This window comes from Pseudonocardia zijingensis, from assembly GCF_042657305.1.
Lineage (GTDB): Bacteria > Actinomycetota > Actinomycetes > Mycobacteriales > Pseudonocardiaceae > Pseudonocardia > Pseudonocardia zijingensis.
The window spans coordinates 191570-215353 of sequence record NZ_JBHSKO010000006.1 but is presented as its reverse complement, the minus strand read 5'-3'; the positions used below and the strand labels follow the sequence as shown (position 1 = coordinate 215353).

The 23784-nt window shown below is 73.4% G+C and carries 19 protein-coding genes; 6 read left to right on the top strand and 13 right to left on the bottom strand.

Features of this window, described 5'->3' with window-relative positions; genetic code table 11:
• Window positions 1-84: 84 nt before the first annotated feature.
• The 3 genes from ACFPL3_RS15185 to ACFPL3_RS15175 are packed head-to-tail and all read right to left on the bottom strand — an operon-like array spanning window position 85 to window position 2257.
• Window positions 85-867, bottom strand: coding sequence for an SDR family NAD(P)-dependent oxidoreductase (locus ACFPL3_RS15185; protein WP_343941710.1), 783 nt, complete (start codon window positions 865-867; stop codon window positions 85-87).
• Window positions 864-1649: an enoyl-CoA hydratase/isomerase family protein gene (locus tag ACFPL3_RS15180; RefSeq protein ID WP_343941711.1), complete on the bottom strand. Its 786-nt coding sequence runs from the start codon at window positions 1647-1649 to the stop codon at window positions 864-866. The genes ACFPL3_RS15185 and ACFPL3_RS15180 overlap by 4 nt, the downstream gene beginning before the upstream one ends.
• Window positions 1646-2257, bottom strand: coding sequence for a TetR/AcrR family transcriptional regulator (locus tag ACFPL3_RS15175; RefSeq protein WP_343941712.1), 612 nt, complete (start codon window positions 2255-2257; stop codon window positions 1646-1648). Before ACFPL3_RS15175 ends, ACFPL3_RS15180 begins: the two co-directional genes overlap by 4 nt.
• Before the next feature lie 64 nt (window positions 2258-2321).
• Here ACFPL3_RS15175 and ACFPL3_RS15170 point away from each other — a divergent pair, with 64 nt between their 5' ends.
• Window positions 2322-3203 carry a LysR family transcriptional regulator gene (locus ACFPL3_RS15170; protein WP_379589147.1) on the top strand — a complete coding sequence of 294 codons (882 nt, stop codon included), beginning with the start codon at window positions 2322-2324 and terminating at the stop codon, window positions 3201-3203.
• 3 nt (window positions 3204-3206) lie between these two features.
• Here ACFPL3_RS15170 and solA read toward each other — a convergent pair whose 3' ends face one another.
• From solA to ACFPL3_RS15150, 4 genes are all read right to left on the bottom strand, one after another.
• Complete coding sequence (gene solA / locus ACFPL3_RS15165) at window positions 3207-4349, bottom strand: N-methyl-L-tryptophan oxidase (protein WP_343941714.1); 1143 nt, start codon at window positions 4347-4349, stop codon at window positions 3207-3209.
• On the bottom strand, window positions 4346-5713 hold the full coding sequence (locus ACFPL3_RS15160; RefSeq protein ID WP_343941715.1) for a sodium/glutamate symporter: 1368 nt from the start codon (window positions 5711-5713) through the stop codon (window positions 4346-4348). Before ACFPL3_RS15160 ends, solA begins: the two co-directional genes overlap by 4 nt.
• Window positions 5714-5838: 125 nt before the next feature.
• Window positions 5839-7689: a PQQ-binding-like beta-propeller repeat protein gene (locus ACFPL3_RS15155; protein ID WP_343941716.1), complete on the bottom strand. Its 1851-nt coding sequence runs from the start codon at window positions 7687-7689 to the stop codon at window positions 5839-5841.
• A gap of 382 nt (window positions 7690-8071) precedes the next feature.
• Window positions 8072-9439 (bottom strand): acetamidase/formamidase family protein, encoded by a 1368-nt coding sequence (locus tag ACFPL3_RS15150; protein ID WP_343941717.1) that lies wholly within the window; start codon window positions 9437-9439, stop codon window positions 8072-8074.
• 242 nt (window positions 9440-9681) lie between these two features.
• On the opposite strand from ACFPL3_RS15150, the gene ACFPL3_RS15145 reads away from it, so the two are divergent.
• Entirely contained in the window at window positions 9682-10110 is a 429-nt protein-coding gene (locus tag ACFPL3_RS15145; RefSeq protein WP_343941718.1) for a hypothetical protein, read from the top strand.
• Window positions 10111-10263: 153 nt separating this feature from the next.
• Here ACFPL3_RS15145 and ACFPL3_RS15140 read toward each other — a convergent pair whose 3' ends face one another.
• Window positions 10264-10965, bottom strand: coding sequence for a FadR/GntR family transcriptional regulator (locus tag ACFPL3_RS15140; protein WP_343941719.1), 702 nt, complete (start codon window positions 10963-10965; stop codon window positions 10264-10266).
• 424 nt (window positions 10966-11389) lie between these two features.
• Between ACFPL3_RS15140 and htpX the strand changes: the two genes are divergently transcribed.
• The 3 genes from htpX (at window position 11390) to ACFPL3_RS15125 (ending at window position 13451) form a co-directional block, all read left to right on the top strand.
• A complete protein-coding gene (htpX, locus tag ACFPL3_RS15135) occupies window positions 11390-12307 on the top strand; it encodes a zinc metalloprotease HtpX (protein WP_343941871.1) in 918 nt (305 codons plus the stop codon).
• Window positions 12308-12343: 36 nt separating this feature from the next.
• Window positions 12344-12877: a DoxX family protein gene (locus ACFPL3_RS15130; protein ID WP_343941720.1), complete on the top strand. Its 534-nt coding sequence runs from the start codon at window positions 12344-12346 to the stop codon at window positions 12875-12877.
• A gap of 91 nt (window positions 12878-12968) precedes the next feature.
• Complete coding sequence (locus tag ACFPL3_RS15125) at window positions 12969-13451, top strand: Dps family protein (RefSeq protein WP_343941872.1); 483 nt, start codon at window positions 12969-12971, stop codon at window positions 13449-13451.
• A 51-nt stretch (window positions 13452-13502) separates the two neighbouring features.
• On the opposite strand, the gene ACFPL3_RS15120 is transcribed toward ACFPL3_RS15125, so the two are convergent.
• From ACFPL3_RS15120 to ACFPL3_RS15110, 3 genes are all read right to left on the bottom strand, one after another.
• Window positions 13503-15374 carry an FAD-dependent monooxygenase gene (locus ACFPL3_RS15120; protein WP_343941721.1) on the bottom strand — a complete coding sequence of 624 codons (1872 nt, stop codon included), beginning with the start codon at window positions 15372-15374 and terminating at the stop codon, window positions 13503-13505.
• A gap of 72 nt (window positions 15375-15446) precedes the next feature.
• Window positions 15447-16667, bottom strand: a complete 1221-nt coding sequence (locus tag ACFPL3_RS15115; RefSeq protein ID WP_343941722.1) for an MFS transporter — start codon at window positions 16665-16667, stop codon at window positions 15447-15449.
• 30 nt (window positions 16668-16697) lie between these two features.
• Window positions 16698-17945 carry an FAD-dependent oxidoreductase gene (locus ACFPL3_RS15110; RefSeq protein WP_343941723.1) on the bottom strand — a complete coding sequence of 416 codons (1248 nt, stop codon included), beginning with the start codon at window positions 17943-17945 and terminating at the stop codon, window positions 16698-16700.
• A 94-nt stretch (window positions 17946-18039) separates the two neighbouring features.
• Between ACFPL3_RS15110 and ACFPL3_RS15105 the strand changes: the two genes are divergently transcribed.
• Window positions 18040-18915 (top strand): LysR family transcriptional regulator, encoded by an 876-nt coding sequence (locus ACFPL3_RS15105; RefSeq protein WP_343941724.1) that lies wholly within the window; start codon window positions 18040-18042, stop codon window positions 18913-18915.
• 349 nt (window positions 18916-19264) lie between these two features.
• Here ACFPL3_RS15105 and ACFPL3_RS15100 read toward each other — a convergent pair whose 3' ends face one another.
• Both ACFPL3_RS15100 and ACFPL3_RS15095 read right to left on the bottom strand, forming a co-directional pair.
• Window positions 19265-20938, bottom strand: a complete 1674-nt coding sequence (locus ACFPL3_RS15100; protein WP_343941725.1) for a PucR family transcriptional regulator — start codon at window positions 20936-20938, stop codon at window positions 19265-19267.
• Window positions 20938-23778: an FAD-binding and (Fe-S)-binding domain-containing protein gene (locus ACFPL3_RS15095; RefSeq protein ID WP_343941726.1), complete on the bottom strand. Its 2841-nt coding sequence runs from the start codon at window positions 23776-23778 to the stop codon at window positions 20938-20940. Before ACFPL3_RS15095 ends, ACFPL3_RS15100 begins: the two co-directional genes overlap by 1 nt.
• Between the last annotated feature and the right edge of the window lie 6 nt (window positions 23779-23784).

The following is a 23784-nucleotide window of genomic DNA, read 5'->3' as shown; positions in this document are numbered from 1 at the left end:
CTCCGAACGCCAGCATGGTGGCTTTACTGGCATATCGCGCCAGTAAAGCCACCATGCTGGCGTTGCGCTTTGGCGGCGCGCGGCTCAGGTGGCGACGATCCCGTGGTCCGGTCCCCCACCGTCGACCTGGATCCGCTGGCCGGTGACGTAGGCGGCGTCGGCGGTGGCGAGGAACGCGACGACGCCCGCGACGTCCTCGGGCCGCGCGACCCGCCCGAACGGGTAGCGGGCATCGAGGTCGGCGATCGTGGCACCACCCGCGGTCGCCGCGACGAGCCGGTCGCCCATGTCCGTGGCCACGAGGCCCGGCGCCACGATGTTGACCCGGATGCCGTGCGCCCGCTCCTCCTTCGCCAGCGTGCGGGCGGCCGCCTCCAACGCGGCCTTCGCCATCGTGTACGCCGCGCCGTTCGCGGGAGCGTCGGGGACGATCGCGCTGGAGATGACGATGACGTCGGCGCGGCCCGCCCGGCGCAGGTCGGGGAGCAGCCCGCGCACGAGCGCCAGCGGGCCGAGGGTGTGCACCCGCAGCAGCCGCAGGTACTCGTCGTCGTCGGTGTCGCCGATCGCCTCACCTCGGCTGGCGGTGCCCGCGTTGCTGACCAGGAGGTCGACCGGGCCGAGGTCGGCGTGCACGGCGTCGGTCATCTCGGCGACGGCGTCCGCGTCGCCGACAGAGGCCCGGTACGCCCGTGCCCGCCCGCCGGCCTTCTCGATCTCGGCGACGACCTCCTCGGCGGCGCCGGCGTCGCGCCGGTAGTTCACCGCCACCGCGGCCCCCTCCGCCGCGAGGCGGACCGCGATCGCCCGTCCCACGCCGCGGGACCCGCCCGTCACCAGCGCGGTCCGCCCCGCAAGTGCGCTCATCCCGATCCTTCCGGTCTCGTCCGGTGTCGCCGTTGCGCGCGGAACGCGGCCACGCGCTCCTTGTGCTCCGGCGTGGTGAACAGCAGCGCGGTCGCCTCGAGCGCCTCGCCGAACCCGTCCGTGGTGCCGCGGTTCGCGAAGACCTTGCCGACCTCCACCGCGAGCGGTGGCAGCTCCACCATCTCGACCGCCAGGTCCAGGGCGGCGTCGAGCAGCTCGTCGTCGGGGTGGACCTCCTGGACGAGGCCGGCCCGGTGTGCCGTCGCCGCGTCGATCGTCCGCCCGGTGAGGGCGAGCAGCCTCGTCCAGTGCCGCCCCATGACCTCGGGCCCGCGGATGATCCCCCACCCCGGCATGAGACCGACCGTGGCCTCCTTGAAGGCGAACGACGCCGACCGCCCCGCCAGGACGACGTCGCACGCCAGCGTGAGCTCGGTGCCGCCGCCGTAGGCGATGCCGTTGATCGCCCCGATCACCGGGACCGTGCACCGCTCCACCGCGCTGAACGCGTCGAACACGAGGCGGTTGTGCGTCCGGATGCGCGCGGTGTCGCCTTCCATGGCGTGGAAGCTGTCGATGTCACCGCCCGCCGAGAAGGCGCGGCCGGCCCCGGTCAGGACGGCCGCCCGCACGTCCGGCGCCGCCGAGAGCACTGCGGTGACCTCGATCAGCTCGCGGAAGAAGACCGGGTCCATCGCGTTGAGCTTGTCCGCCCGGTCGATCGTGACGAGCGCGACGCCGGGACGCGGACGGGTCACGGCGAACCGTTCGAAGGCGGTCACGACGGTCGGCCCTCCTCCGGCGGAGCCGCCAGGTGCAGGCAGAACGCCTCGACCGCGGCGACCTGGCGCTGCGCGGGCCAGTCGTCGAGGTCGAACACCGCGTGGCTCGCGATGCCGTGCACCATCGCCAGGAGCGAGCGCGCTTCCTCCTCGGCGCTCCGGCCGGGATGCACCTGCCCCGCCTCCTGCGCGGCCCGGATCGCCGCCGTGAGCAGCTCGCGGTGCCCGGCCACCCGCCGCCGCTGCAGAGCGGCCATCCGGGGATCGCTGATCGCCGCCCCCATGAACGCGAGCCACACGAGCCAGTTGGACCGTCGCGGCTCGTCGAGGGGGAGCACGGCCTCGCAGAGCAACCGGATCCGGTCCGGGTGCCCCTCCCCCGGCACCGCGTCGACCCGCTCCCGCGCGTCGTCCACGGCCGCCCCGTAGGCGGCCTCGAGCAGGTCGGCCTTGCCGGCGAAGTAGTGCGTGATCACGGTGGTGCTGGCGCCGACCTCGGCGGCCAGGGAGCGGAGCGAGACGGCGTCCGCACCGCGGGTCGCGACGAGCCGGGCGGCGATCCTGGCGACCTCGCGGCGGCGAACGCCGGCGTCGATCCGAGGCGGCACCGAGCCAACATACAACAGTTGCTGTACAACACGTGCTGCACAGACGACGGGAGGAGACGAAGCGATGGTCGAGCTCCGCGAGCTCCAGTACTTCCTCGCCGTCGCCGAGCGCCTCAGCATCACCGAGGCGGCCCGCGACCTGCAGATGGCGCAACCCGCGTTGAGCCAGGCGATCACGAAGATGGAGCGCAGGCTCGGCACGGTGTTGTTCGACCGCAGCAGGCGCAGGCTGCGCCTGACCGCCGCCGGCACCACCTTGGTGCCGGAGGCCCGCCATCTCGTCGGCCGGGTCCGGGTGCTGGAGTCGACGCTCGGTCGCGCCGGGGGTCAGCGCGCGTACCTGCGGATCGGCTGCATCGCCTCCGCCGTGTCGGGGTTGCTCCCCCGCGTCCTGCCGCGGTTCCGCGCCACGCACCCGCACGTCGTGCCGGTGGTGCAGGAGATGGGGCAGCGGGCGCAGCTGGCGGCGTTGCGCGACGGCGCGATCGACGTCGGGGTCTGCCGGATGCTCAGCGGCGGCGACGGCGTGGAGCTCACCCGCCTCGCCGACGAGCCGCTGCACTGCCTCCTACCGGCCGGCCACGCGCTCGCCGCCGCCGAAGCGGTCCGGCTCGTCGACCTCGCCGACGAGGACGTGGCCTGCTTCCCGCGCGAGCTCGCCCCGGTGGCCCACGACACGATCGTGAGCGCGTGCGTCCGCGCGGGCTTCTCCCCCCGCATCACCCAGGAGGCCGCCAACGACCAGGCTCTGCTGGGCATCGTGGCCTGCGGGCTCGCCGTGGCGCTGGTCCCGCGGTCGACCACCCGGCTGCACGTCGACGGTGTCGTCTCGAGGCCGCTCACCGATCCCGAGGCGATCACCCCGCTGTCGGTGGTCGTGAGCGCCACCGCCGACTCGCCGGTCGGGGCGGCGTTCCGGGACGCGCTCGTGGCAGCGGGAACCTGACGCTCACACGGCGACGTCGAACCGGGACGGGCTCATCCGCGCGACGTCGAAGGCGGTGCCGCCCTCGAGCGTCAGGTCCGCCGCGATGCTGCCGAACACCGGCGCCATCTTGAACCCGTGGCCGGAGAACCCGGCCAGCACCACCACGGACGGGGCAGCCGGCAGCGCGCCGACGACGGCGGTGCGGTCGGCCGTGTAGCCGTCCATGTAGACGTTGTGCCGGATGGGCTCGGGGTGCAGCCCGGGCAGGAACCGACGCACCGCGTCCGACAGTGGCCGCAGCGCGCTGTCGGGCAGGTCGCGGGTGAGGTCGCGCGCGCCGGGCAGCGGCTCCCGGACGTCCGCATAACCGCACTTCACCGACATGCCGTCGAGCACAGGGCAGCCGAACAGGTGCACGCCGTCGGTGTCGCGGATGAAGGCGGGGAACCGGTCGGGGCCGTAGGCGGACAGGTCCGCCGGGGCGAACCACGTGAGCACGATCGGCTTCACGGTCACCGCGACGTCCGGCACCAGCTCGCGGGTCCACGGCCCCGCGGTGACGACGGCCCGGCGCACCCGGTAGCGCTCCTCGTCGGTGACGACCGTGACCCCGCCGTCGCCGGGTTCGATCGCCCGCACCGCCGTGTGCTCGTGCAGCCGGGCGCCCAGCGCGCGGGCCTGCTGCGCCGCCGCGAGCACCGCCAGCTCCGGCCGGAGCATCCCGCCCGCGACGTCGTGGATGCCGATCTCGCCGTCGTGGAGGCGATGCTGCGGGTAGCGCGACGCCAGCTCGTCGTGGGCGAGGACCTCGTGCTCGAGGTCGTGGTCGGTGACCGAGCGGCGCACGTTGACCATCGGCGGGAGATCGGGCAGCCCGATCGAGAGGCAGCCGGTCGGGAGGAACAGCTCCCGTCCGGACGCCGCCGCGAGCTCCCCCCACAGCTCGCGTGCCCTGCGCAGCAACGGCACGTACTCCGGGCCCTCGTGGTAGGCCATGCGGAACAGGCGCGACTCCCCGCCGGCCGCGCCGCGGTCGTGCGCGATGCCGAACTGCTCGAACCCGAGCACCCGGGCACCTGCGCGTGCGAGCCGCCAGGCGCTCATCGAGCCCATCGCGCCGAGCCCGACGACGGCCACGTCGGCGTCCAGATGTGCGGTGGTCATGTGGTGCTCCCCGAGGTGTCCGGGGTGGTCCGCAGGGCTTTGCGGCGGGTCCACCCGAGAACGAACGGAAGGACGAGGGCGACGACGCCCAGCGCCGTCCAGCCCGCTGCGATCGCCCATGCGGCGCCGACGATCACGATGACCGGCGTGAGCGCGACGCTCGCGGTCTCCACGGGCGCGACCGGCAGGTACGCGATCCCGAACTCCTCGAGGGTGCGACTCTCCAGGTCGGGGTCGACCATGCGCAGGAGCGCGATCGAGGTGGCGACCGAGCCGGTCGCCCACCCCCACGTGAAGATCGCCTTCTCGAACCAGGCGCCGTGCATCAGGGCGGGCGCGACCCAGCGGAACATCACCAGGCAGAAGGCCAGTCCGAAGACGAAGAGCAGGACCAGCGGCAGCCAGTTGGCGGCGACGAACCTGGGCACGATCGAGGCGATCCCGCAGACGATCAGGATGTCCGTGGCCACACCGGAGATCCCGCGCATCGTGCGCGGGCACGCATAGGACCAGGCGGGGGTGCGCCGCAGGGCGGTCTTGACCAGCAACCCCACCACGAAGGCCAGCGCGAACACCGGCGGCGAGAACTGCGGGTACAGCACCGTGCTCAGCTCGGCCACCCCGTACGCCGCCGCGGACACGGCGGCCACCAGGCACACCTGCAGCCCGAGCGGCTCGATCGAGGACGCCGTGGTCGTCGCCGACCCGATCGACCCGCGCTCGGCGGGGTCGCGCACGAGCCCGGTGCGCAGCGAGTCCGGGAGGTCGGCGAAGTTCCCGCCCCGCTGCGTGTGGCCGCGCCGGGCACCCCAGTTCGCCCAGACGATCCCGCCGACCACCCCGACGAGCAGCCCGACGGTGGCCGAGGTGAACGCCAGCGACTCGGCCTCGGCCCACCCGGCGTCGGCGAACACGCTCCCGATCGCCGCGGCCGAGCCGAACCCGCCCGCCCATCCCGCGAACAGCAGCAGCCCGAACCCCGCCGGCGTGCCGAACGCCGGGGTGAGCACGAGCAGGGCCAGCAGCATGCCCAGCCCCACCTGCAGCGCGTACGCCCCCATCGAGTACAGCGAGAACGCGCCCGTCGACGGGCCGAACCCGCGCACGCCCATGTCGTCGGAGAGCGCCAGGCAGGCGAAGATCACCGCGATGAGCACGGAGGCGTAGGTGCCGAGCTGGTCGGAGAACGGCAGCACGCCCAGCACCTTGGGCCCCAGCAGGAGGCCGAGGAATCCCGCGATCACGCTCGCCGGCAGCATCAGCCGCTGGGCGAGCCCCACCCGGCTGCGCACGAACGTGCCCACCAGGAGCAGCACGCCGATCAGGCCTGCGTCCGTGAGCAGGGACCACGGGCTGTACGCCATCCGCACGCCTCCCGACCTCCGACGACGCCCCTTCGTACCAAGGTCGTCAGTCGGAGGAGAAGGCCGAGCGCATACGACTCGGGTACTGACGTCCTACGCGACGTCGATGCATCGCACCCGTCCGTTCACCCGCTGAGCCCGATCAGCGAGTCCCCGTCGCTGAGCACGACGGCGCCGGAGGCCCTGAAGATGTACGCGTCGCTGTGGCGGTCCTCCTCGGACAGGTCTCGGCAGTCGAACGAGCGTCGCCGCGTGCCGTCGTCCCGGTCGAGCACGACGAGCTCCAAGCCCGGTTCGCCGCCGGGACAGGCCCTGTCGTCGAGGATGACGACGGAGTTCCTGAGGAAGGTCGCCCGGGAGGCGACCGCGTCGGCCTCCGGTGCGGAGTCCTCGGCCTGCCAGCGCGGGCCGGTCTCGCCGAGCCGGAAGAGCTCCCAGTCGAACGTGAGGACGTCGTCGGAGTACCTGCCCAGGACGGAATGCGTCCGGTCGCCCAGCAACCGCGTCAGCTCGGCGTTCTCGCGTCCGGTGCGCGGGTCGACGTACGTGTATCCGGGGTCGTCCGGGGTGGACAGCGTCACCGAGCCGTGGGCCTGCGGCGATGCGTAGTCGTCGACGAGCTTGCGCCAGACCGGCTGCCCGGTCGACCCGTCCAGGGCGACGGCCTCGACGGTGCCGGGTGGGGAACAGGCATCACCCAGGAAGACGATGATCATGTCGTCGACGAACTGGGCGTCCTCGTCGCACTCCGGTGGCGGGCTGTACCGCCAGACCTCTTCGCCGGTCCGCGCATCGATCCCGGCGAGCTCGAAATCGCTGTAGATCGTGGTGCTCCGGATGACGGTCGTCTCGGTGGCGGCTATGCCGGCGCCGAAGGCCGGTACCGGGCCCGCCGGCGGCTCGTGCCGCCAGCGCAGCTCGCCGGTGAACGCGTCGAAGGCGTGCAGCCGGCCGTCGAACGAGGCGATCACCCCCCGGCCTCCCTCGACCACGGCCAGATCCATCCTCCGCGCGCCGTCGCGCCGGTAGTGCCAGCGTTCCTGGCCGGTGCTGCCGTCGAGCGCGACGACGCCGCGGGACGTGGCCGCGACGACCCCCGCGCCGGCGGGGACCGCGGCGAGGATCTCCTCCCCTTCCGACCACCGCCACGCCACCCGTGTGACGTCGGCTGGTGTGGGCGGCGGTGGCACCGCCGCGGTGGTGGTCGCGTCGACCCGGCTCCGCTCCCCGGCGAGGTCGACGACCACGCCCGCCACCAGCGCCACGACCACCACCCCGCCGACGAACCCGACGACGCCCCGTAGTGACCGGAGCCGGATCGCCTGCCGGAGCGGTGGAAGACGCAGCGCGGCGAGGTGCACCGAGGCGGTGCCCAGCAGCATGACGACGTACGCGGTGGTGACGAGCAACCTGCGCTCGCCGGGGAAGGTGGCGTCACGGAGGTCGAGCCACTGGACGAACGCGGTGACCACGGCCCCGGCCAGCGCGAGCGCGACGGTCACCAGAGCCGATGGCCAGGGGATCGAGTACGTGACGTCGGAGTCCCGCACCCATCCGGCCGCCACGTACGTCCAGATCACCGTGGCCGACGCGGTCAGCACGGTCGTGATCACCACGCCGTGGCCACCGTTCAGCATGTGGCCCAGCAGGCCGACGCCGACGACCGGGACGGCGGAGAGCGGCGCCGTCACCCACGGCGGGGGGAGCCGACGCCCCGAGACGCGCCGGAGAGCGAGGAACACCCAGGTGAGCGTCGCCGCCGTGGTGCCCGCGACCACGACCACGGTGAGCGGGAAGCCGGCCACAGGCTCCGGTGCCCGGTCCTCGATCAGGTATTCGCGATCCGCCACGGCGAGCGCGTAGCCCAGCACCCCGACCCCGGCGAGCAGCACGCCGACACCGGCCCACCAGACCGCCGTCCACCACGGCGTCCGCGGTGGCCCGCCCGATCCGACATCCGCCGTCTCCCCGCCCATGATCCCCCCCGTCCCAGCGCGTCCCGGTCCACCGGTGTAGATCCCGGCAGGAGCCGATGGGTTGGGGGGCAGCGTCGGCGGCCACCAGGACGCTGCCTCGCTTGGAGGGGCGGTGCCGGAGGTTTCACGGCGATCCAGGGACACAATTTCGGACCCTCAGCGGCTCATGATCAGAGATTTGGCGCATTCCCGGGTCGATTTCGCCCGATAATGCACCAAAGCCCTGATCATGGCCGCGGAACCGGCCGCAGCAGTCCCGCACGATGCGCGGCGCCACCGGCGGCCCTCCGGGCCGTTCAGCGCGGCGGGTCGATCCCACATCCAGGGCCGGAGAGACCCTGAATGTAGCTTTCCTGCCCTCATGAGGGCGCCGCCCCTGCGCTCATGCGCGGAAGTGCGACTTCGTGATCACGCCGTGCACGCCGACGGTGCGGTCCACCACCTGCGAGATCGTGAAGTCGGCCGCGGCCGAGAGGTAGGCGTAGGCGGTGGCGCGGTCCATCCCCTGGTCCTGCTCGAGGAAGTCCAGGGCGTTCACGACGGTGCGCCGCATCGCCACGTCCAGGTCGTTCACCTGCCCGCCCGCGGAGCCGTCGGGGTCGGAGAGGCCGATGGGCACCCACGCGTCGGTGGTCTCCGCGAACGGGTAGCGGTAGGCCACCGACGGCGCCTCGCCGGAGCCGGGCTTGCACACCGTCAGCCGGAACGTGGCCCGCAACGACCCCTCCAGCGCGGTGAGCGCCACCTCCCCGTCGCCCATCGCGAGGTGCGGGTCGCCGACGTAGAACAGCGCGCCTTCGCCGTGCACGGGCAGGTAGAACGCCGATCCCGCGCCGAGCAGCCGGATGTCGATGTTGCCGCCGCCGAGCGTCGGCGGGATGGAGTTCAGTTCGGGCGCGGTCTCGCTCGTCGCCGCGGTGTGCGCGACGCCCATCGTCCCCATGAACGGCCGCAGCGGGAACGCGACCTCGCGGTCGCCGAACGGCATCACCCCCAGCGGCCCGCCGTCGCCCTCCCGCACCGTGGTGAAGACCGAGACGTTGCCGTAGGCCTGCGGGTCCCCGCTCGCGCGCCCGTCGGTGGCGACGGCCGGCATCACCTCGTCCACCGTGATCCCGGCCGGGGCACCGCCGTCGGACGTGCGGGCCAGCGCTCCCTTCCCGTGCCGGCTGGACACCACGCCGTAGGGCACGCGCGGCACCGCCGAGAGCGTCTCGACCTTGAGCACGTCGCCCTGTTGCGCGCCCTCGACGAACACCGGTCCGGTGATCACGTGGGGGCCGTCGACGTCGAAGCTGCGCGGGGTGCGTGCGTAGTCACGAGCGATGGTCACGGCGTCGGTGAGCACGCCGTCCGGCGCCACGCCGTGGCCGCCGAAGTACGCGACGGGGTCGCGTCCCTGGTCCTCGAGGATCCCCTCGTGCGACACGGTGTCGATGGTGACCGTCTCGCCGGAGGCGATCGTGAGCGCCGGTGCCGCACCGATCGCCGGCACGTACCCCCAGCGGACGGTGTCCAACGTCGACTCGAGGTAGTGATCACCGTCGATCGGGCCGGAGCCGGGCTGCAACGGGGTGTCGGAGGCCGTCGCGCCACCCGCCGGGGCCGTCGCCGACGGTGTGGCGCTGCAGGCGGCGAGCACGCCTGCCCCGCCCGCGCCGGTCAGGGCGGTGGCGGCCCGGAGGAAGGCGCGCCTTCCCAGACCGTGGACGAGGAGTGCGCGGGCGAATGCCGGATCGGGGGAGCTCATGCGCTGGATCGTCAGGCAATCCTGTGTCGGCCGGGTTACCGCCGGCGTCCGGCAGATGACATGTGCCCGGTCTCACCCCGTCACCGGGCCGGACCACTGACTTCACGTCGTGCACGACCAGCCGGGAGCGTCTCCCCGCAAAAGGTGCTTCTGAATGCACGCGCCTCGGAGTTCCGCGCGGCGAAGATTCCTCGCTCGTCGGCGTGGACGATAGCCACCCGCGGCCGCGATAGGGTCGCGCCATGGCAGAGGGAATGCGGCCCCCGAGCGTGGACGAGTGGGATGACGGGGGTCGGTTCCCGGTGCTGCGGGGGATGTTGGAGAACTTCGCGCGCGTCGACGACGGGTTCGGGGTGGCGCTGTACGTCGACGGCAAGGTGATCACCGGGCACGCGGTGGGCCGATCGGCGTGGCTGCGCGCCCTGGCCGGGCAGACCGAGCACGGCAACGGCGCGATCAGCGCGGCGGTGCGGGTGGCACTCCGGGACGTCGCCAGCGGCTACGAGGACGAGGCCCCGGTGCACGCGACGCAGATCCAGCACGTGCACCTGGTCAACGTGACCGTCCAGGGGCCTGTGGAGACGGAGGTGGTCAGGATGCCGCAGCTGGAGGTCGCGCTGGCTCGCGTGTCCGGGTGGAGCCTGAGCAACACCCCGCGCCACCCGGGCTGACGGCCCGATCCACTCCGAGCCCCCACTTCCGAGATCGGTCAGCGGAGCTCGACCCCGTCGACCGGGAGCCGTTCCAGGCCGCGGACGGGGCCTCGATCCGCGCGAGCGCCTGCCCGGCGCAGGCGTGGGTGCCGTAGCCGAGGTGTTTTCCGCTCAGGCCCGCGCGGGCACGTCCTCGACCTTCGGCGCGGTCAACGCGCGGTGCGCCTCGACGGCACGCGACGTCCGGGGCACGTCGCCCGCCGCGATGGCCGCGACGAGGTCGGCGTGGACGTCCACCCGCGTGCCGAGGTACGCCGCGTCGTCGGCGGTGTCGGCGTCCGGCCGGCTGGGCAAACCCTCGACCTGGGCCATCGTGCCCAGGTAGACACTGCGGGCGATCTCGTTCGGGGTGATCTCGGCGATGCGCCGGTGCAGCTCCCGGTTCGCCTGCAGGAACTCGGCCCGCGACGTGGCCCGCTCCCGCATCGACGCCATGATCGCCTCGAGATCGCGGACGTCGCGATCGGTGCGGTGCTGCGCCGCGTCGACGTCGATCAGCTCCTCCAGCGCGTCCCGGACCGCGAGCGCATCCCTGACCCGCGCCGGGTCCTGCGACACCGACAGCAGGGTGTGCCGCATCCGCACCACCGCAGCGGGCTGCGCGACGAAGAGCCCACCGCTGCGGCCGAGCTTGACGTCGACGGTGCCGCGCTCGGCGAGCAGCCGGGCCGCCTCGCTGATGGTCGCGCGACCGAGGCCGGTCTGCTGGCGCAGCTCGTCCATCGTGGCGATGCGGCTTCCCGGGGCGAGCTCGCGCTCGACGATCCACCGCTCGATCTCGGTGGCCAGCGACTGGGCACGCGTCTGCGGCACGGAAAACACCCGACCACTTTACGACGCGGGGCTTGACATCCGAGGGCGTGAGGGGCGGCCCCGCACGATGCGCAGCGCCACCGGAGGCACCCCCGCCGGCCCGGACCGACAGAATCTACAGTCGCGGGAACAAGAAACATGGGTCGTGCGTTGCAGAGGGCGACCGGGGTCGGACCCCGGAACACCTGGCGAAGGAGGCGATGACGGTGCTGACACGTGCGAGACCCACCTCAGCGCCGGCGCTGCCGACCAGCTGATCGCGAGCGCGTGGCGCGCATTCGCCACGTGAGCGGGCGCCTGGTCCGGGAGCGGGCCGCGGTGGGCGCAGCAGGGGAACGCTGCGCGGGGTGACCTGATGATCATCGACCCGGCCCGGGTCGGCGCGCCCGCCTTGACGTTCTGTTCGTCGGGCACGGGAGGGAACATGGGGCGTAGATGGAGGAACGGTCTGAAGACCGCTGTGCTGCTGGGGGCGATGAGCGGGCTCGTCCTGTTCATCGGCTCGTTCTTCGGCCGGACGGGGCTGGTGGTCGCCCTGCTCGCGGCCCTCGCGATGAACGGCTGGGTGTACTTCAACTCGGACAAGCTCGCCCTGCGGGCGATGCGGGCCCGTCCGGTGGGCCCTGCCGAGCAGCCCGTGATGCACCGCATCGTCCGTGAGCTGTCCGCGGCTGCCGGGCAGCCGATGCCACGGCTCTACGTCAGCCCGACCGATGCGCCGAACGCGTTCGCCACGGGACGCAGCCCCCGCCACGCCGCGGTGTGCGTCACGAGGGGGCTGCTGCGGATCCTCGACGAGCGTGAGCTGCGCGCGGTGCTGGGCCACGAGCTCTCCCACGTGTACCAGCGCGACATCCTCATCTCGAGCGTGGCCGGTGCGCTCGCCGCCGCGGTCGGCTTCCTGGCCGATCTCGCGTCGTTCGCCGGGCTGTTCGGCGGCGCCGATGACGAGGACCACAACCCGCTCCAGCTCCTGCTGATCGCGCTCCTGGGGCCGATCGCCGCGGGCATCGTCCAGCTGGCCGTCAGCCGGTCCCGGGAGTACCAGGCCGACGTCGGCGGCGCCGAGCTGACGGGCGACCCGCTCGCCCTGGCCTCCGCGCTGCGCAAGCTGGAACGCGGGACCCGCGCGCTCCCGCTGCGGCCCGAGCCCGCGTTGGTCTCGCAGGCCCACCTCATGATCGCCAACCCGTTCCGGCCGGGAGACGCGCTCGGGGCGCTGTTCTCCACCCACCCGCCGATCGGCGAGCGCATCCGGCGGCTGGAGGAGATGGCCGGATCGCTCGCGGTGCGCGGGAGCGTCCGGCCGGTGCTGACGAGCGCGGCCGGACACCGGTTCTGACGGACGAGAACGACGCTCGGAAGGAGGTGAGACGACATGGAGTTCGGACTGTTGCTGCTGCGCGGGGTCGTCGGGCTGCTGATGGCAGGCCACGGCGCCCAGAAGCTGTTCGGCTGGTTCGGCGGCGACGGTATCGAGGGCACCGGTGGGTTCCTGGAGTCGCTGGGCTGGCGACCGGGCCGGATGTTCGCGGTGCTCCTCGGCGCTGCCGAGTTGCTCGCCGGGCTCGCACTGGCCTTCGGGTTCGCCACACCCCTGGCGGCCGGCATGCTGACCGGCGTGCTCGCGAACGCGGCGTGGACGGTGCACCGCCGCAACGGCCTGTGGAACACCGCGGGCGGGTACGAGTTCCCGCTCACCCTGGCCGCGGCCGCGCTGACCACGGCGTTCACCGGCGCAGGCGCGCTCAGCGTCGACGCGGCCCTCGGCTGGTCCCTTGCGGGCACGCACTGGGGCCTGGCCGCGCTGGCGATCGGCCTGGCCGGGTGGCTGGTCGGTGCGGTGTCCCGGACGTTGCGTCCGAGGTGGTCCCCCGGCACCACCACCCCCGCCGGGGCGGCCCGGGCGTGACCCGACGGCGACGGAGCCGCTCGTCCGGCGGAGGCGACGGCTCCGCGCCCCAACCGTGGAACGTCAAGACCTGGAGAAGGGGATGAAGACGATGGGCGAACACGACCCGATCCCGAGCCCGCTCGACGACCACGCCCGTGACGTGATCGGGCAGAGCCTGCAGGCCACGCTCGTCGACCTCCTGGACCTGTCGCTCGTGGCGAAGCAGGCGCACTGGAACGTCGTCGGGCGCCGGTTCCGGGACATCCACCTGCAGCTCGACGAGCTGGTGGACCTGTGCCGGAAGTACGTCGACGAGGTGGCCGAACGAGCTGCCGCGACCGGCGTGGCACCGGATGGGCGGGCGGCGACCGTCGCCGACAGCAGGGCGCTGCCCGCGTTCCCGGCCGGGTTCGTCCGGGACGACGACGTGATCAACCGCATCGTCGAGTCGGTCGACGGTGTGGCGCGGCGGCTGCGTCCCCGGGTCGACGAGGCGGGCAAGCTCGACCCGGTCACCCAGGACCTGTACGTCGAGATCCTGCGGGCGCTGGAGAAGACCCGCTGGATGTGGTCCGCGCAGTGCAACATCTGATGGGCAACATCTGACGGATCGGGACGGGCGGCCACCCGGCCACCCGTCCCTTCACCGCTCGACCAGCGCGCCGGCGAGGAGGTCGGCGAGCTCCGCGTGGGCATCCAGCGGCAGCACCTGTGCCACGTACTGGTCGGGCCGCACCACCACGAGGCAGCCGCGGTCGCGGTCGATCCCGCGCAGGTCGAACAGGTCCTGGCCGGGGCGGGGGCAGAAGACCTTCTCGTAGTCGACGAGCCCGAAGCGCCCCTTGTGCGGCAGCAGCACCGGGGGCAGGTCGGCGACGCTCACGTCGCGGTGGCCCTGCTGCAGGACCGCGCGCACGTCGATCACCGAGTCCGGGGCGGCCCCGGGCGGGGTGAACCGGGCGAGCAGCCCGGGCAGCTCGTCGCACAGCGCGCGCAGCCGCGACGTGGCGGCCGCAGGGTGGGCCCGGTCGGCGAAGGCGTGGAGCCGCCACGCGCCGTCCGCGCGGGCGACGTGCCCGAGGTGCATCGGTTTGGCGTCGGCCAGCCGCACCACCGGCGCGGAGTGCAACCGCATCCCCACCGGGAAACCCTCCGCGAGGTACTGGTGCGCCGGCTCCCCCACCAGCACCGACGGCCCGTAGCGCACCGCGACCCCGGCGGTGTAGCGGCCCTGCTCGCGGAAGTAGCGCTGGAACTTCTCCGGCTCGGCCTCCCGGTTGCTGAACAGCGCCGCGAACTCGCGGTCGAACTCGATCAACCGCTGCGCGACCGCCTGCCGCTCGGCGGAGTAGGTGCGCAGGATCTCCGGGCGGGACGTGCCGCGCAGGACGGTGCCCAGCTTCCACCCCAGGTTCCACGCGTCGGCCATGGACACGTTCATCCCCTGGCCGGCCTTGGCGCTGTGGGTGTGGCAGGCGTCCCCGGCGATGAACACGCGCGGCAGCCGCTCGTCGTCGCCTGCGTCGTCGAACCGGTCGCACAGCCGCTGGGCGATCTCGTACACCGTCCACCAGCCGACGTCCTTCACCTCGATCCGGTACGGGTGCAGGATCCGGTTGGCCACCGCCTCCAGCTTCTCCGGGGTGACGCTGCGCTCGCGCAGCATCTGCGCGTCCCGCTCGTTGTCCAGCTCGATGTAGAGCCGCACCAGGTAGCCGCCCTCGCGCGGGATGATCAGCAGGCTGCCCTGCTCGGAGCTGATCGCGGACTTGAGCCGGATGTCGGGGAAGTCGGTCACCGCGAGCACGTCCATCACACCCCACGACTGGTGCGTCGCGTCCCCGCGCAGGCACAACCCGATCGACTGCCGCGTGCTGCTGCGGGCGCCGTCGCACCCCACGGCGTAGCGGGCGCGGATCGTGGACGTCCGCCCGGTCGGCTCGCCCCCCTCGACGTGCGCCAGCGTGACCGTGACCGGGTACTCGGCCCCCGGATCGGGGTCGACGCGCACGTCGGTGGCCTGCAACCCGTAGAACGGCTCGGCCCGGGTGGCCGAGCGCGCCATGTGCTCGCGCAGGTAGGCGAGCATCCGGGCCTGGTTGACGATCATGTGGGGCATCTCGGAGATACCCTCCTCCACGTCGTCGATCCGGCCGGTGCGCACGATCGACGAGCCGTCCAGCGGATCCGGGCTCCAGAACGTGACCTCGTTGACCTGGTAGCCCTCGCTGATCAGCCGGTCGGCGAGGCCGAACGCCTCGAACACCTCCACCGTGCGGCACGCCACCCCGTCGGCCTGGCCCACCGCCAGCGGCCCGTCGCGCCGGTCGACCACCACCGTGCGCAGCTCCGGGAACTCGGCGAGCTGGGCGGCGAGCACGAGCCCCGCGGGGCCGCTGCCGATGACCACCACGTCGGCGGTCTCCGGCAGCCCTGCACCGCGCTCGAGCACCGACGGGTGCGGGTGGTGGACCAGCGGATCCCCGGGCTCGTAGCCGTCGAGGTAGAACTGCATGCGGTCGGCTCCTCCTCTCGCACCTGCTCTTGCATCCTGCGGCGTTTCCGCCGGATGGGAAACCGTGTCCTGCTAGCGAGGACGCACCGCGTCGGCAGGCACGCGGATGAACAGCGTGATGACCGCGCCGATCAGCGGGCCCGCGGCCAGCGCCGCGAACGCCGCGGCGAAGGAGCCGGTGGCCGCGAACACCGGGCCGATCGCGGCGGGCACGATCACCGAGCCGAGCTGCCAGAAGGCGTTCACCCCTCCGGCCGCGGACCCGGCGACCCGGGAGTCGACGAGCAGGGGGGTCATGGCGGCGGTGAGCGGGCTGTAGGCGTAGGCGCCGATCCCGAGCAGCGGGGCGACCACCAGGAACCACGTCAGCGAGTCCAGCGTGCCGAACACGAGCAGGACCACCCCGAAGTAGGCCAGCAGCACCGCGACCGGCAGCCGCAGCCCCAGCCCGAGCCGGTCGCAGACCCAGCCGACGACCGGCTTCACCGCGATCGCGATGCTCGCGAAGATCACCACGACCAGCCCGGCGTGCACCGGGTCGATCCCGCTGCCCTTGACCATGAGGGTGTTGGACCAGGTGACGAACCCGTAGGTGCCCCAGAGCCCGCCGAAGCCCGCGAGGCCGAGCAGCAGCAGGTCCCGGTTGCGCAGCAGGGGGCGGACGTCGGGCATCGCGCGCGAACCGGCGGCGGTCTGTGCCGACCCGTTGCGCACCAGCAGCAGGCAGAGCAGCGCGATGCCGACGGTGACCGCGCCGAACACGTGGTAGGACGTGCCCCAGCCGGACGCGGCGATCAGGCTCGGCACCACCGCGTTGGCGATCACGGTGCCCAGCGAGGTGGCCGTCATGAACACCCCGGCGGCCAGCCCGCGCTCACCCGGCTCGAACCAGACGGAGATCAGCTTCAACCCGGCGGCGTAGTCCACCCCGGCGAAGAGCCCGACGGCGGCCTGCAGCGCGAGCCCGACCGCGATCGAGGTGCTCGAGCCGAACGCGATCATCGCGAGCCCGGCCGCCGCCCCCGAGACGGCGAGGACCCGGCGGGGGCCGAGCCAGTCGGTGAGCACCCCACCCCCGGCGTTCGACACGACGTAGCCGAGGTAGTAGCCGGTGGCGAACACCCCGAGCGCCGCCAGGGGGACGCCGAGCGAGTCGCTCACCGCCGCCGAGGCGGGCCCCCAGGTCGAACGGTCGACCGAGGTCATCGTGAACGCTGCCCAGCTCATCGCGAGCACGACCCAGCGGTAGGCGGGCGAGGTGGTCCGGCGCACGCCGGGGTGGACGCTCGTCATCGAGGCTCCTGCGAAATGGGGAACGGGGGGTCAGACCAGGGCGTGCTGGCGCACCAGCTCGGCCCGGATCCGGCCGAGGTCGTGCGGGGTGCCGTGGGCGTAGTGGGCGGCGGCGATCCCGGCGGCGTGGCCGGTGGCGAACGCGGCGCCCATGACGCGTACGGACGCGAACGCGTCGTCGTCGCACGAGACGAGCCTGCCCGCGGCCCACAGGTTCTCGGTGTCGGCGGAGCAGATCACGCCGTAGGGGATGTCGTACCAGGCCTTGCCGGCGAGCGGCTCGTAGCGGGTGACGCCGGGGGCCACGTGGTCCTCGACGGGCCAGCCGCAGCGGCCGATCGACTCCTCGGGCCGCTTGCGCGAGCTCAGCACGTCCTCCGTGGTCAGGGTCGCCCGGCCGACCATCCGACGGGCCTCGCGGATCCCCATCTGCGGGCCGGTCTCGACGAGGTAGGCGTGCTGCCAGCCGTCGAGGTGCTTGCGGAAGGCGTCGAGGTAACGCCAGGCCTGCCTGCGTGCGCTCACCTCGTCCCGGGTGAAGGCGGCGGCGTCGAGGACGTCGGCCTGCTCGTCGACCAGCAGGGTCATCACCTGGCCGCTGACCGGCAGTCGGACGGTGATCCCCTGGTCGCGGGCCAGTGGCCGGCCCGTCTCCCGGCCGTGGGCGGCGACGGCGGCCCGCATGCCCTCGCGGGACAGGTCGGCGTCCGGCGCGATCCCGTCCAGCCGCATGACCAGCGTGCTCGTCTGCCGCTCGCCGAGCGGGGCCACGTAGACCCCCGCGCCGGCCGCGGCGAGCAGCGCGCCGTCGCCGCTGGCGTCGACGAAGGCGTCGGCGTGGATCCGCTCGATCCCGCCACGGCTCGCGACGTCGACCGCCGTCACGCGGTCCTCCGCACTCCGCTCGGCCGAGATGAGCGTGCTGTGCAGCCGGACGTCGACGTCCGCGTCGGTCACGAGGTCGTCGAGCACCACCTTGGTGCTCTCCAGGTCCAGCAGCACGATGTGGTTGCCGGTCCAGGCCATGGTGTGCTCCTGGTAGACGTCGAGGGCGCGCAGCCGCTCCAGCACCTCGGCACCGACCCCGGCGACGACCTGCTCGCGGCGCTGGTCGAAGAACCCGCAGAACGTCAGCACGGAGCTGTTCGTCGCGGCGCCACCCAGGTAGGGGTACCGCTCGACTATGCGCACGGTGGCACCGCAGCGCCGGGCGCCGACGGCGGCGGCCACCCCCGCTGCGCCCCCGCCGATCACCACCACGTCCACGCGCGTCTCCATCGCCGGCCTCCCTCGGTTCGTGTCCGCACAGTGAACGACCCGCGGCGGGGCTCGGGCCAATGCCGGTTCGCTGGCCCGGGTATACCTGTAACGCATGGAGCTCCGGCAGCTGCGCTACCTCGTCGCGGTCTACGCCGAAGGGTCGATCAGCCGTGCCGCAGCCCACCTGCTGCTCTCCCAACCGGCTCTGACCAGGCAGATCAGGGCGCTGGAGCGGGAGATGGGGGTCGTCCTGTTCGAGCGTACGTCCACCGGCGTGCGCCCCACCGCGTCCGGGACCGCATTGCATACCCACGCCGTCCAGATCCTCCGGCTGGCGGACCAGTCCCGGGAGGTCGCGCGGTCCGCGGCGCCGGTGCGGGAGCGCGTGGACGTCGGACTGCCGCCGGGGGTGCCGCAGCACTGGCTGCGGTCGGTACTGGCACAGATCCGCGCGTCGGTCCCCGCGGCGGGCGTGACCTTCCTCGACGCCGCGAGCAGCGACCAGCTCCGCATGCTGGCCGAGGGCACCCTGGACGTGGGGATCGTGCACCAGAACCCGCCGGACACCCTGCGCCACGTCCCGGTGCTCGCCGAGCCGTTCGGGGTGGCGATCCGGCCGGGGCACCGCCTCGCGGGCACCGAGCCCTGCCGGCTGGCCGACCTCGACGACGTGGTGGTGCTGGCCCACGGCCGGGACCAGGTACCGGCCGAGCACGACCGGATGGTGCTCGCCGCTCACGAGTCCGGGGTCCGCCCGCAGTGGCGGTTCGTCCGGTTCAGCGAGAACGCGCTGCTCTGCGCCGAGGCGGTCGACGCCGACGCGGTGCTGCTCAGCCACACCACGGCGGCCCGGCTGCTGCCGGACTGGCCGTGGCGCAGGCTGGTCGAACCGCAGGTCGACCTGCGCACCTGGGTCGCACACCCGGTGCTCACCCGATCCGTCGTCCGCGCCGTCGCGGGCGCGATCGTGGCGACCGCCCCCGGTTAGGTCGTACGCGGCCTCGCCCGCGGTGCTTGATCGCCAGTCGGGTGCGTTTTCCGACAGTAGGCGTCGGGGAACGCGCCAGACCGGCGATCATGGACCGTTCCGTGCCGGGACGACGATCCGGAACCTCGCTGGCCCTGCTCGGGGCGTGGACGCTCGCCGAGGAGCTCAGCCGGCACGGCGACGACCTGGAGGCGGCCTTCAGCGCCTACGAGCAGCGCCAGCGGCCTCACGCGGAGGCGGCCCAGGAGTTCGCCCGCGGCGGGCCGATCTCGTCGTCCCCTCGCTCGGGCGATGACGCGGTTCTCGGAACGGTCTCGCCGGCTCGACGTCGGCGTCGGCGTCGGCGGTGCTACGACCGCCGGGCCGGAGCACCCGGACGCCGGGTCGACCCCGAGGCTGCTGCCCACGACCCGCTCGTAGGTGCCGACCCGGCAGCGCGGTGCTGGTCGGCCCGCAGCTGCAGCGCCAGCGCCAGCCGCTGGTCCGGATCGTCGAGGTCGATCCCGGAGATCTCGCACAGGCGGGAGATCCGGTGCCGCAGGGTGTTCGGGTGCAGCACCAGCCGCTCGGACGCCAGTGACGTCGAGCCGAACGCCTCGAGGTACACCCGCAGCGTGGTCACGAAGTCCGTTCCGTTGCGCCGGTCGTGCACGACGAGCCGCTGCAGGTGCTCGCGCAGCGTGGGGTCCGCGTCGTCGACGGCTCGTTCGGCGGGCAGGAGCACCATCTCGGCCCACAGCGCCCGGGCGGTGCCCACGGCCGTCCGGGCTCCGCGGCGGCGCAGCACCAGCAACTGGTCGTCGACGTTCGACCGCGCGGCCGGGAGCTCGGCGAGGGCGGTCGTGCGCCGGCTCACCGCGGCGCACGCGTCCAGCTCCAGCCGCTTCAGCTGGGCGAGGGCCGGTTGCAGCCGGTTCGGCAGTCCCTCGTTGACGGCTTCGGAGGTCGTGGGCACGATCGCGTAGTAGGTACCGGAGCCGGAGACGACGCCCGCTGCCGGGTCGATCGCGCACATCTGCAATGACAGCAGGTGCACCAACCGTTCCGCGAACACCTCGTTGGCCTTCCGGTCGGCGTGCTCCTCACCGATCAGCGCGAAGCCGACCACGGTGAGGCCGCGGTCGGGGTCGACCCCGGCACGCCTGGCGTGGTCGTGGTAACCCGGATCGGCGGAGAGCAGGCCGTTCAGCATCTGCCAACGCGCCGTGCGCTCGGTGTCCTCGGCCACCCGGTGGCGCAGCATGTACGGCACGGCCATCGACGCCGCGCGGTACAACGCCGCCTCCGCCTCCCGGCCCAGCGGCGTCCGGCCTTCCGCCACCGATATCTCGCCCAGGATCTCGCCACCGGTGTGGACGGCGATCCGGAGCCGGGTCTTGAGGGTGGGGTACTTGTCGACCCGCACGACCTGGTCGGGGTTGCGGTAGGTCTGGTACGCCGAGCGATCGACGGTGAACCGTTCGATCCACTGCTCGGGGGTGCGCTTGCCCAGGATCGCGTCCCGCCGGACGTCGTCGATCTCGTGTCCCTGCACCGAGTAGGCGATCACCCGGTGGGCCCGGTCGTACAGCACCACCGACCCGCCGACCATCACCGCGATCGCATCGGCGAGGCCGTGCATGCCGCTGGGCACGGGACCGTCCGGGGAACCGGACTGCGTCTCGTCCTGCACCGCCGAGGTCAGCGTGCGCAGCAGGAGCAGGAGCTGTGCCCAGCCGATGCTGGGATCGGTGAACAGGACCGACGTCCGTGCCTCCCGATACGGGTCGGGCGGCGACGGGCTCGGGCCGGGCGATCGGAGGACGACCGCACCGGCCCCGGCCTCGTCGGCGCGGCGCACCAGGTCGCGCGCGGCCTGCGTGCCGTGGGCGACGCCGACGGCGAGGACGACCTGGCCCGGCTCGAGGGGGATCGCGTCGTCGAGGATCACCACGTCGGTCACCGTGGCGAGCCCACCGTCGCGCAAGCTGTGGACCTGCAACGCCGCCGGACCGGCGGCGTCGAGCAGATCGCAGAGCTTCATCACGACCTCGGCGCGTCGCCGTCGAGCAGCTGGGCCAGGTGCAGCCCGCGCCGCTCGCTGAGCGCCGCGAGCTGGGTCCGGCACGAGAACCCGTCGGCCAGCACCACCGCTCCCGGGGACGCCGCGCGCACGGCGGGCAACAACGCGGTCTCGGCGACCGCGACCGACACGTCGTAGTGGCCGCGCTCGGCGCCGAAGTTCCCGGCCAGCCCGCAGCACCCGCCGACCCGCTGCACCTCGGCGCCCGCCGCATCGAGCAGCGAACGGTCGGCGTCCCAGCCCATGACGGCGTGCTGGTGGCAGTGTGGCTGGGCCACCACCTGGGTGCCGGCGAGGTCCGGCGGCGTCCAGCCGGGCCGGTCGAGCAGCAGTTCGGACAGGGTGTGGAACCGGTCCGCCACGCGATGGGCCTGGTCGCGGTGGGCGGGGGCGACCAGCTCCTCGGCGTCCCCGCGGAACACGGCGGTGCACGAGGGCTCCAGCCCCACCACGGGGCGGCCGTCGGCGGTGCGGGCGCCGAGCTCGTCGAGGGCCCGGGTCACGCGGCGGCGAGCCACGTCCAGCTGGCCCGTGCTGATCCAGGTCAGCCCGCAGCACTGCCCGGGTGAACTGATCTCGACGCGGTACCCGGCCGCTTCCAGCACCCGCACCGCCGCCGCACCGACCTCGGGGGTGAAGTGCTCGGTGAAGGTGTCCACCCACAACAGCACCGGATCGCCGCCGGTGGGCGGGGTGCGGCGGTCGAACCAGCGGCGGAACGTCTCCCGGGCGAACTCCGGGACATCGCGGCGGGCGTCGACACCGGCCACCCGCTTGCCGATCGCCGCGAGCCCGGGGGCACGCAGCAGCGCGTTGGTCAGCCTCGGGACCCGGGAACCGACCCGCGCCCACGTCGGAAGCCAGCCGAGGCTGTAGTGGGAGGCCGGACGCAGCCGGCCACGGTATGCCTGGTGCAACACGGTGGCCTTGTAGGAGGCCATGTCCACGCCGGTGGGGCAGTCCGAGGCGCACCCCTTGCAGGACAGGCACAGGTCGAGCGCCTCGTGCACCTCCGGTGCCCGCCACCCGCCGGTCACCAGGGTGCCGTTCACCATCTCCTGCAGGACCCGCGCGCGCCCGCGGGTGGAGTCCTTCTCGTCGCGGGTGGCCATGAACGACGGGCACATCACCCCACCGGACGCGGCGCTGTTCGGCGTGCGGCACCTGCCCACACCGGTGCACCGGTGCACCGCCTTGGTGAAGTCGCCCGCGTCGTCGGCGAACGCCATCGGCAACCCGCTCCGGTGGGCACGGGCGGCCGGCACCCGCAGGTCGGCATCCAGGGGACGCGGGTCCACCAACACCCCCGGGTTCATCAGGTCATCCGGGTCGAAGGCCGCCTTGACCGCCCCGAGAGCCGCGATCGCCTCCGACGAGTAGAGGTAACGCAGCAGCTCGGAACGGGCCCGCCCGTCGCCGTGCTCACCGGACATCGACCCGCCGTGCGACGCCACCAGCTTCGCCGCCGCCTCGATGAACGACCGGTAGGCGGAGCCGCCCTCGGGCCGGTCGAGCGGGAAGTCGATGCGCACGTGCACACAGCCGTCCCCGAAGTGGCCGTACGGCGCGCCGTGCAGGCCGTGCGCGTCCAGCAGCTCGTCGAAGTCGCGCAGGTAGGTGCCGAGACGCTCCACCGGGACGGCGGCGTCCTCCCACCCGGCGTGCGCCATGTGGCCCCCCGACGGCCGCGCGGCCAGGCCGGCCCCGTCCTCGCGGATCCGCCAGATCGCGGCCGTCTCCGCGGCTCCGGTGATGATCCGGTGGCCGAGCGCGCCGCTGTCGGCAGCCAGCGAGCGGGCCCGCCGGTGCAGCTCGGCCTCGTCGTCCCCCGCGAGCTCGACGAACAGCCAGCCCTGGCCGGGCGGGAGCTCCGGGACGTCGGACCGGCGGGCCCGCACGACGTCGACGATCCTGGAGTCCAGGCCCTCGACCGCGACGGGGCGGTGCGGGAGCATGGCGGGGCACGCGTCGGCCGCCGCGGCCATGTCCGGGTATCCCAGCGCCACCAGCACCGTGTGCGACGGCAGCGGCAACAGTTCCACTGTGGCGTCCAGGAGGATGCCCCAGGTGCCCTCGCTGCCGACCGCGGCCCGAGCGACGTCGAACCCCCGCTCCGGCAGCAGGTGCTCCAGCGCGTAACCGGAGACCTGCCGGCCGAACCGCCCGAACTCGGTGCGGATCACGCCCAGGTTCTCGCGCACCGCGCGGCGGGCCAGGTCCAGCGAGACGGCCTGCTCGTCCGTGCCACCGCGGCGCAACTCGAGCAGCTCGCCCCGGCCCGTCACCATCCGCAGCGCGGCGACGTTGTCGGAGGTGCGCCCGTAGCCGAGGGCGCGGGAGCCGCAGGCGTTGTTCCCGATCATCCCGCCGATCGTGCAGCGGCCGTGGGTGGAGGGGTCCGGGCCGAACCGCAGCCCGTGCGGGCGGGCCCGGGCCTGCAACGAGTCCAGGACGACCCCGGGCTGGACCCGGGCGGTGCGCGCCTGCGGGTCGAGCTCCAGCACGGCGTCGAGGTACCGGGAGAAGTCGAGCACGAGGCCCGTGCCGACGGCGTTGCCCGCGATCGACGTGCCGGCGCCGCGGCCGGTCACGGGGACCTTCTGCTCGCGGGCCACCTGGAGCGCGGCCACCACCTCGTCGGTCGACCGGGGGAAGGCCACCGCCATCGGCACGACCCGGTACAGGGAGGCGTCCGTCGAGTACTCGGCTCGGGCCCGGGTCGAGTCGTCCACCTTCTCGACTCCGGCCGCCCGCAACGCGGTGACCAGGTCCCGGATCCTCGCGGTGGCGGGCTCGTTCACAGACTT

Bases quoted from the DNA above. Each gene is read 5' to 3' on its own strand.
- ACFPL3_RS15185 (WP_343941710.1), bottom strand. From the start codon at position 867: ATGAGCGCACTTGCGGGGCGGACCGCGCTGGTGACGGGCGGGTCCCGC.
- ACFPL3_RS15170 (WP_379589147.1), top strand. From the start codon at position 2,322: ATGGTCGAGCTCCGCGAGCTCCAGTACTTCCTCGCCGTCGCCGAGCGC.
- solA (WP_343941714.1), bottom strand. From the start codon at position 4,349: ATGACCACCGCACATCTGGACGCCGACGTGGCCGTCGTCGGGCTCGGC.
- ACFPL3_RS15160 (WP_343941715.1), bottom strand. From the start codon at position 5,713: ATGGCGTACAGCCCGTGGTCCCTGCTCACGGACGCAGGCCTGATCGGC.
- ACFPL3_RS15155 (WP_343941716.1), bottom strand. From the start codon at position 7,689: ATGGGCGGGGAGACGGCGGATGTCGGATCGGGCGGGCCACCGCGGACG.
- ACFPL3_RS15150 (WP_343941717.1), bottom strand. From the start codon at position 9,439: ATGAGCTCCCCCGATCCGGCATTCGCCCGCGCACTCCTCGTCCACGGT.
- ACFPL3_RS15145 (WP_343941718.1), top strand. From the start codon at position 9,682: ATGGCAGAGGGAATGCGGCCCCCGAGCGTGGACGAGTGGGATGACGGG.
- htpX (WP_343941871.1), top strand. From the start codon at position 11,390: ATGGGGCGTAGATGGAGGAACGGTCTGAAGACCGCTGTGCTGCTGGGG.
- ACFPL3_RS15130 (WP_343941720.1), top strand. From the start codon at position 12,344: ATGGAGTTCGGACTGTTGCTGCTGCGCGGGGTCGTCGGGCTGCTGATG.
- ACFPL3_RS15125 (WP_343941872.1), top strand. From the start codon at position 12,969: ATGGGCGAACACGACCCGATCCCGAGCCCGCTCGACGACCACGCCCGT.
- ACFPL3_RS15120 (WP_343941721.1), bottom strand. From the start codon at position 15,374: ATGCAGTTCTACCTCGACGGCTACGAGCCCGGGGATCCGCTGGTCCAC.
- ACFPL3_RS15115 (WP_343941722.1), bottom strand. From the start codon at position 16,667: ATGACGAGCGTCCACCCCGGCGTGCGCCGGACCACCTCGCCCGCCTAC.
- ACFPL3_RS15110 (WP_343941723.1), bottom strand. From the start codon at position 17,945: ATGGAGACGCGCGTGGACGTGGTGGTGATCGGCGGGGGCGCAGCGGGG.
- ACFPL3_RS15105 (WP_343941724.1), top strand. From the start codon at position 18,040: ATGGAGCTCCGGCAGCTGCGCTACCTCGTCGCGGTCTACGCCGAAGGG.
- ACFPL3_RS15100 (WP_343941725.1), bottom strand. From the start codon at position 20,938: ATGAAGCTCTGCGATCTGCTCGACGCCGCCGGTCCGGCGGCGTTGCAG.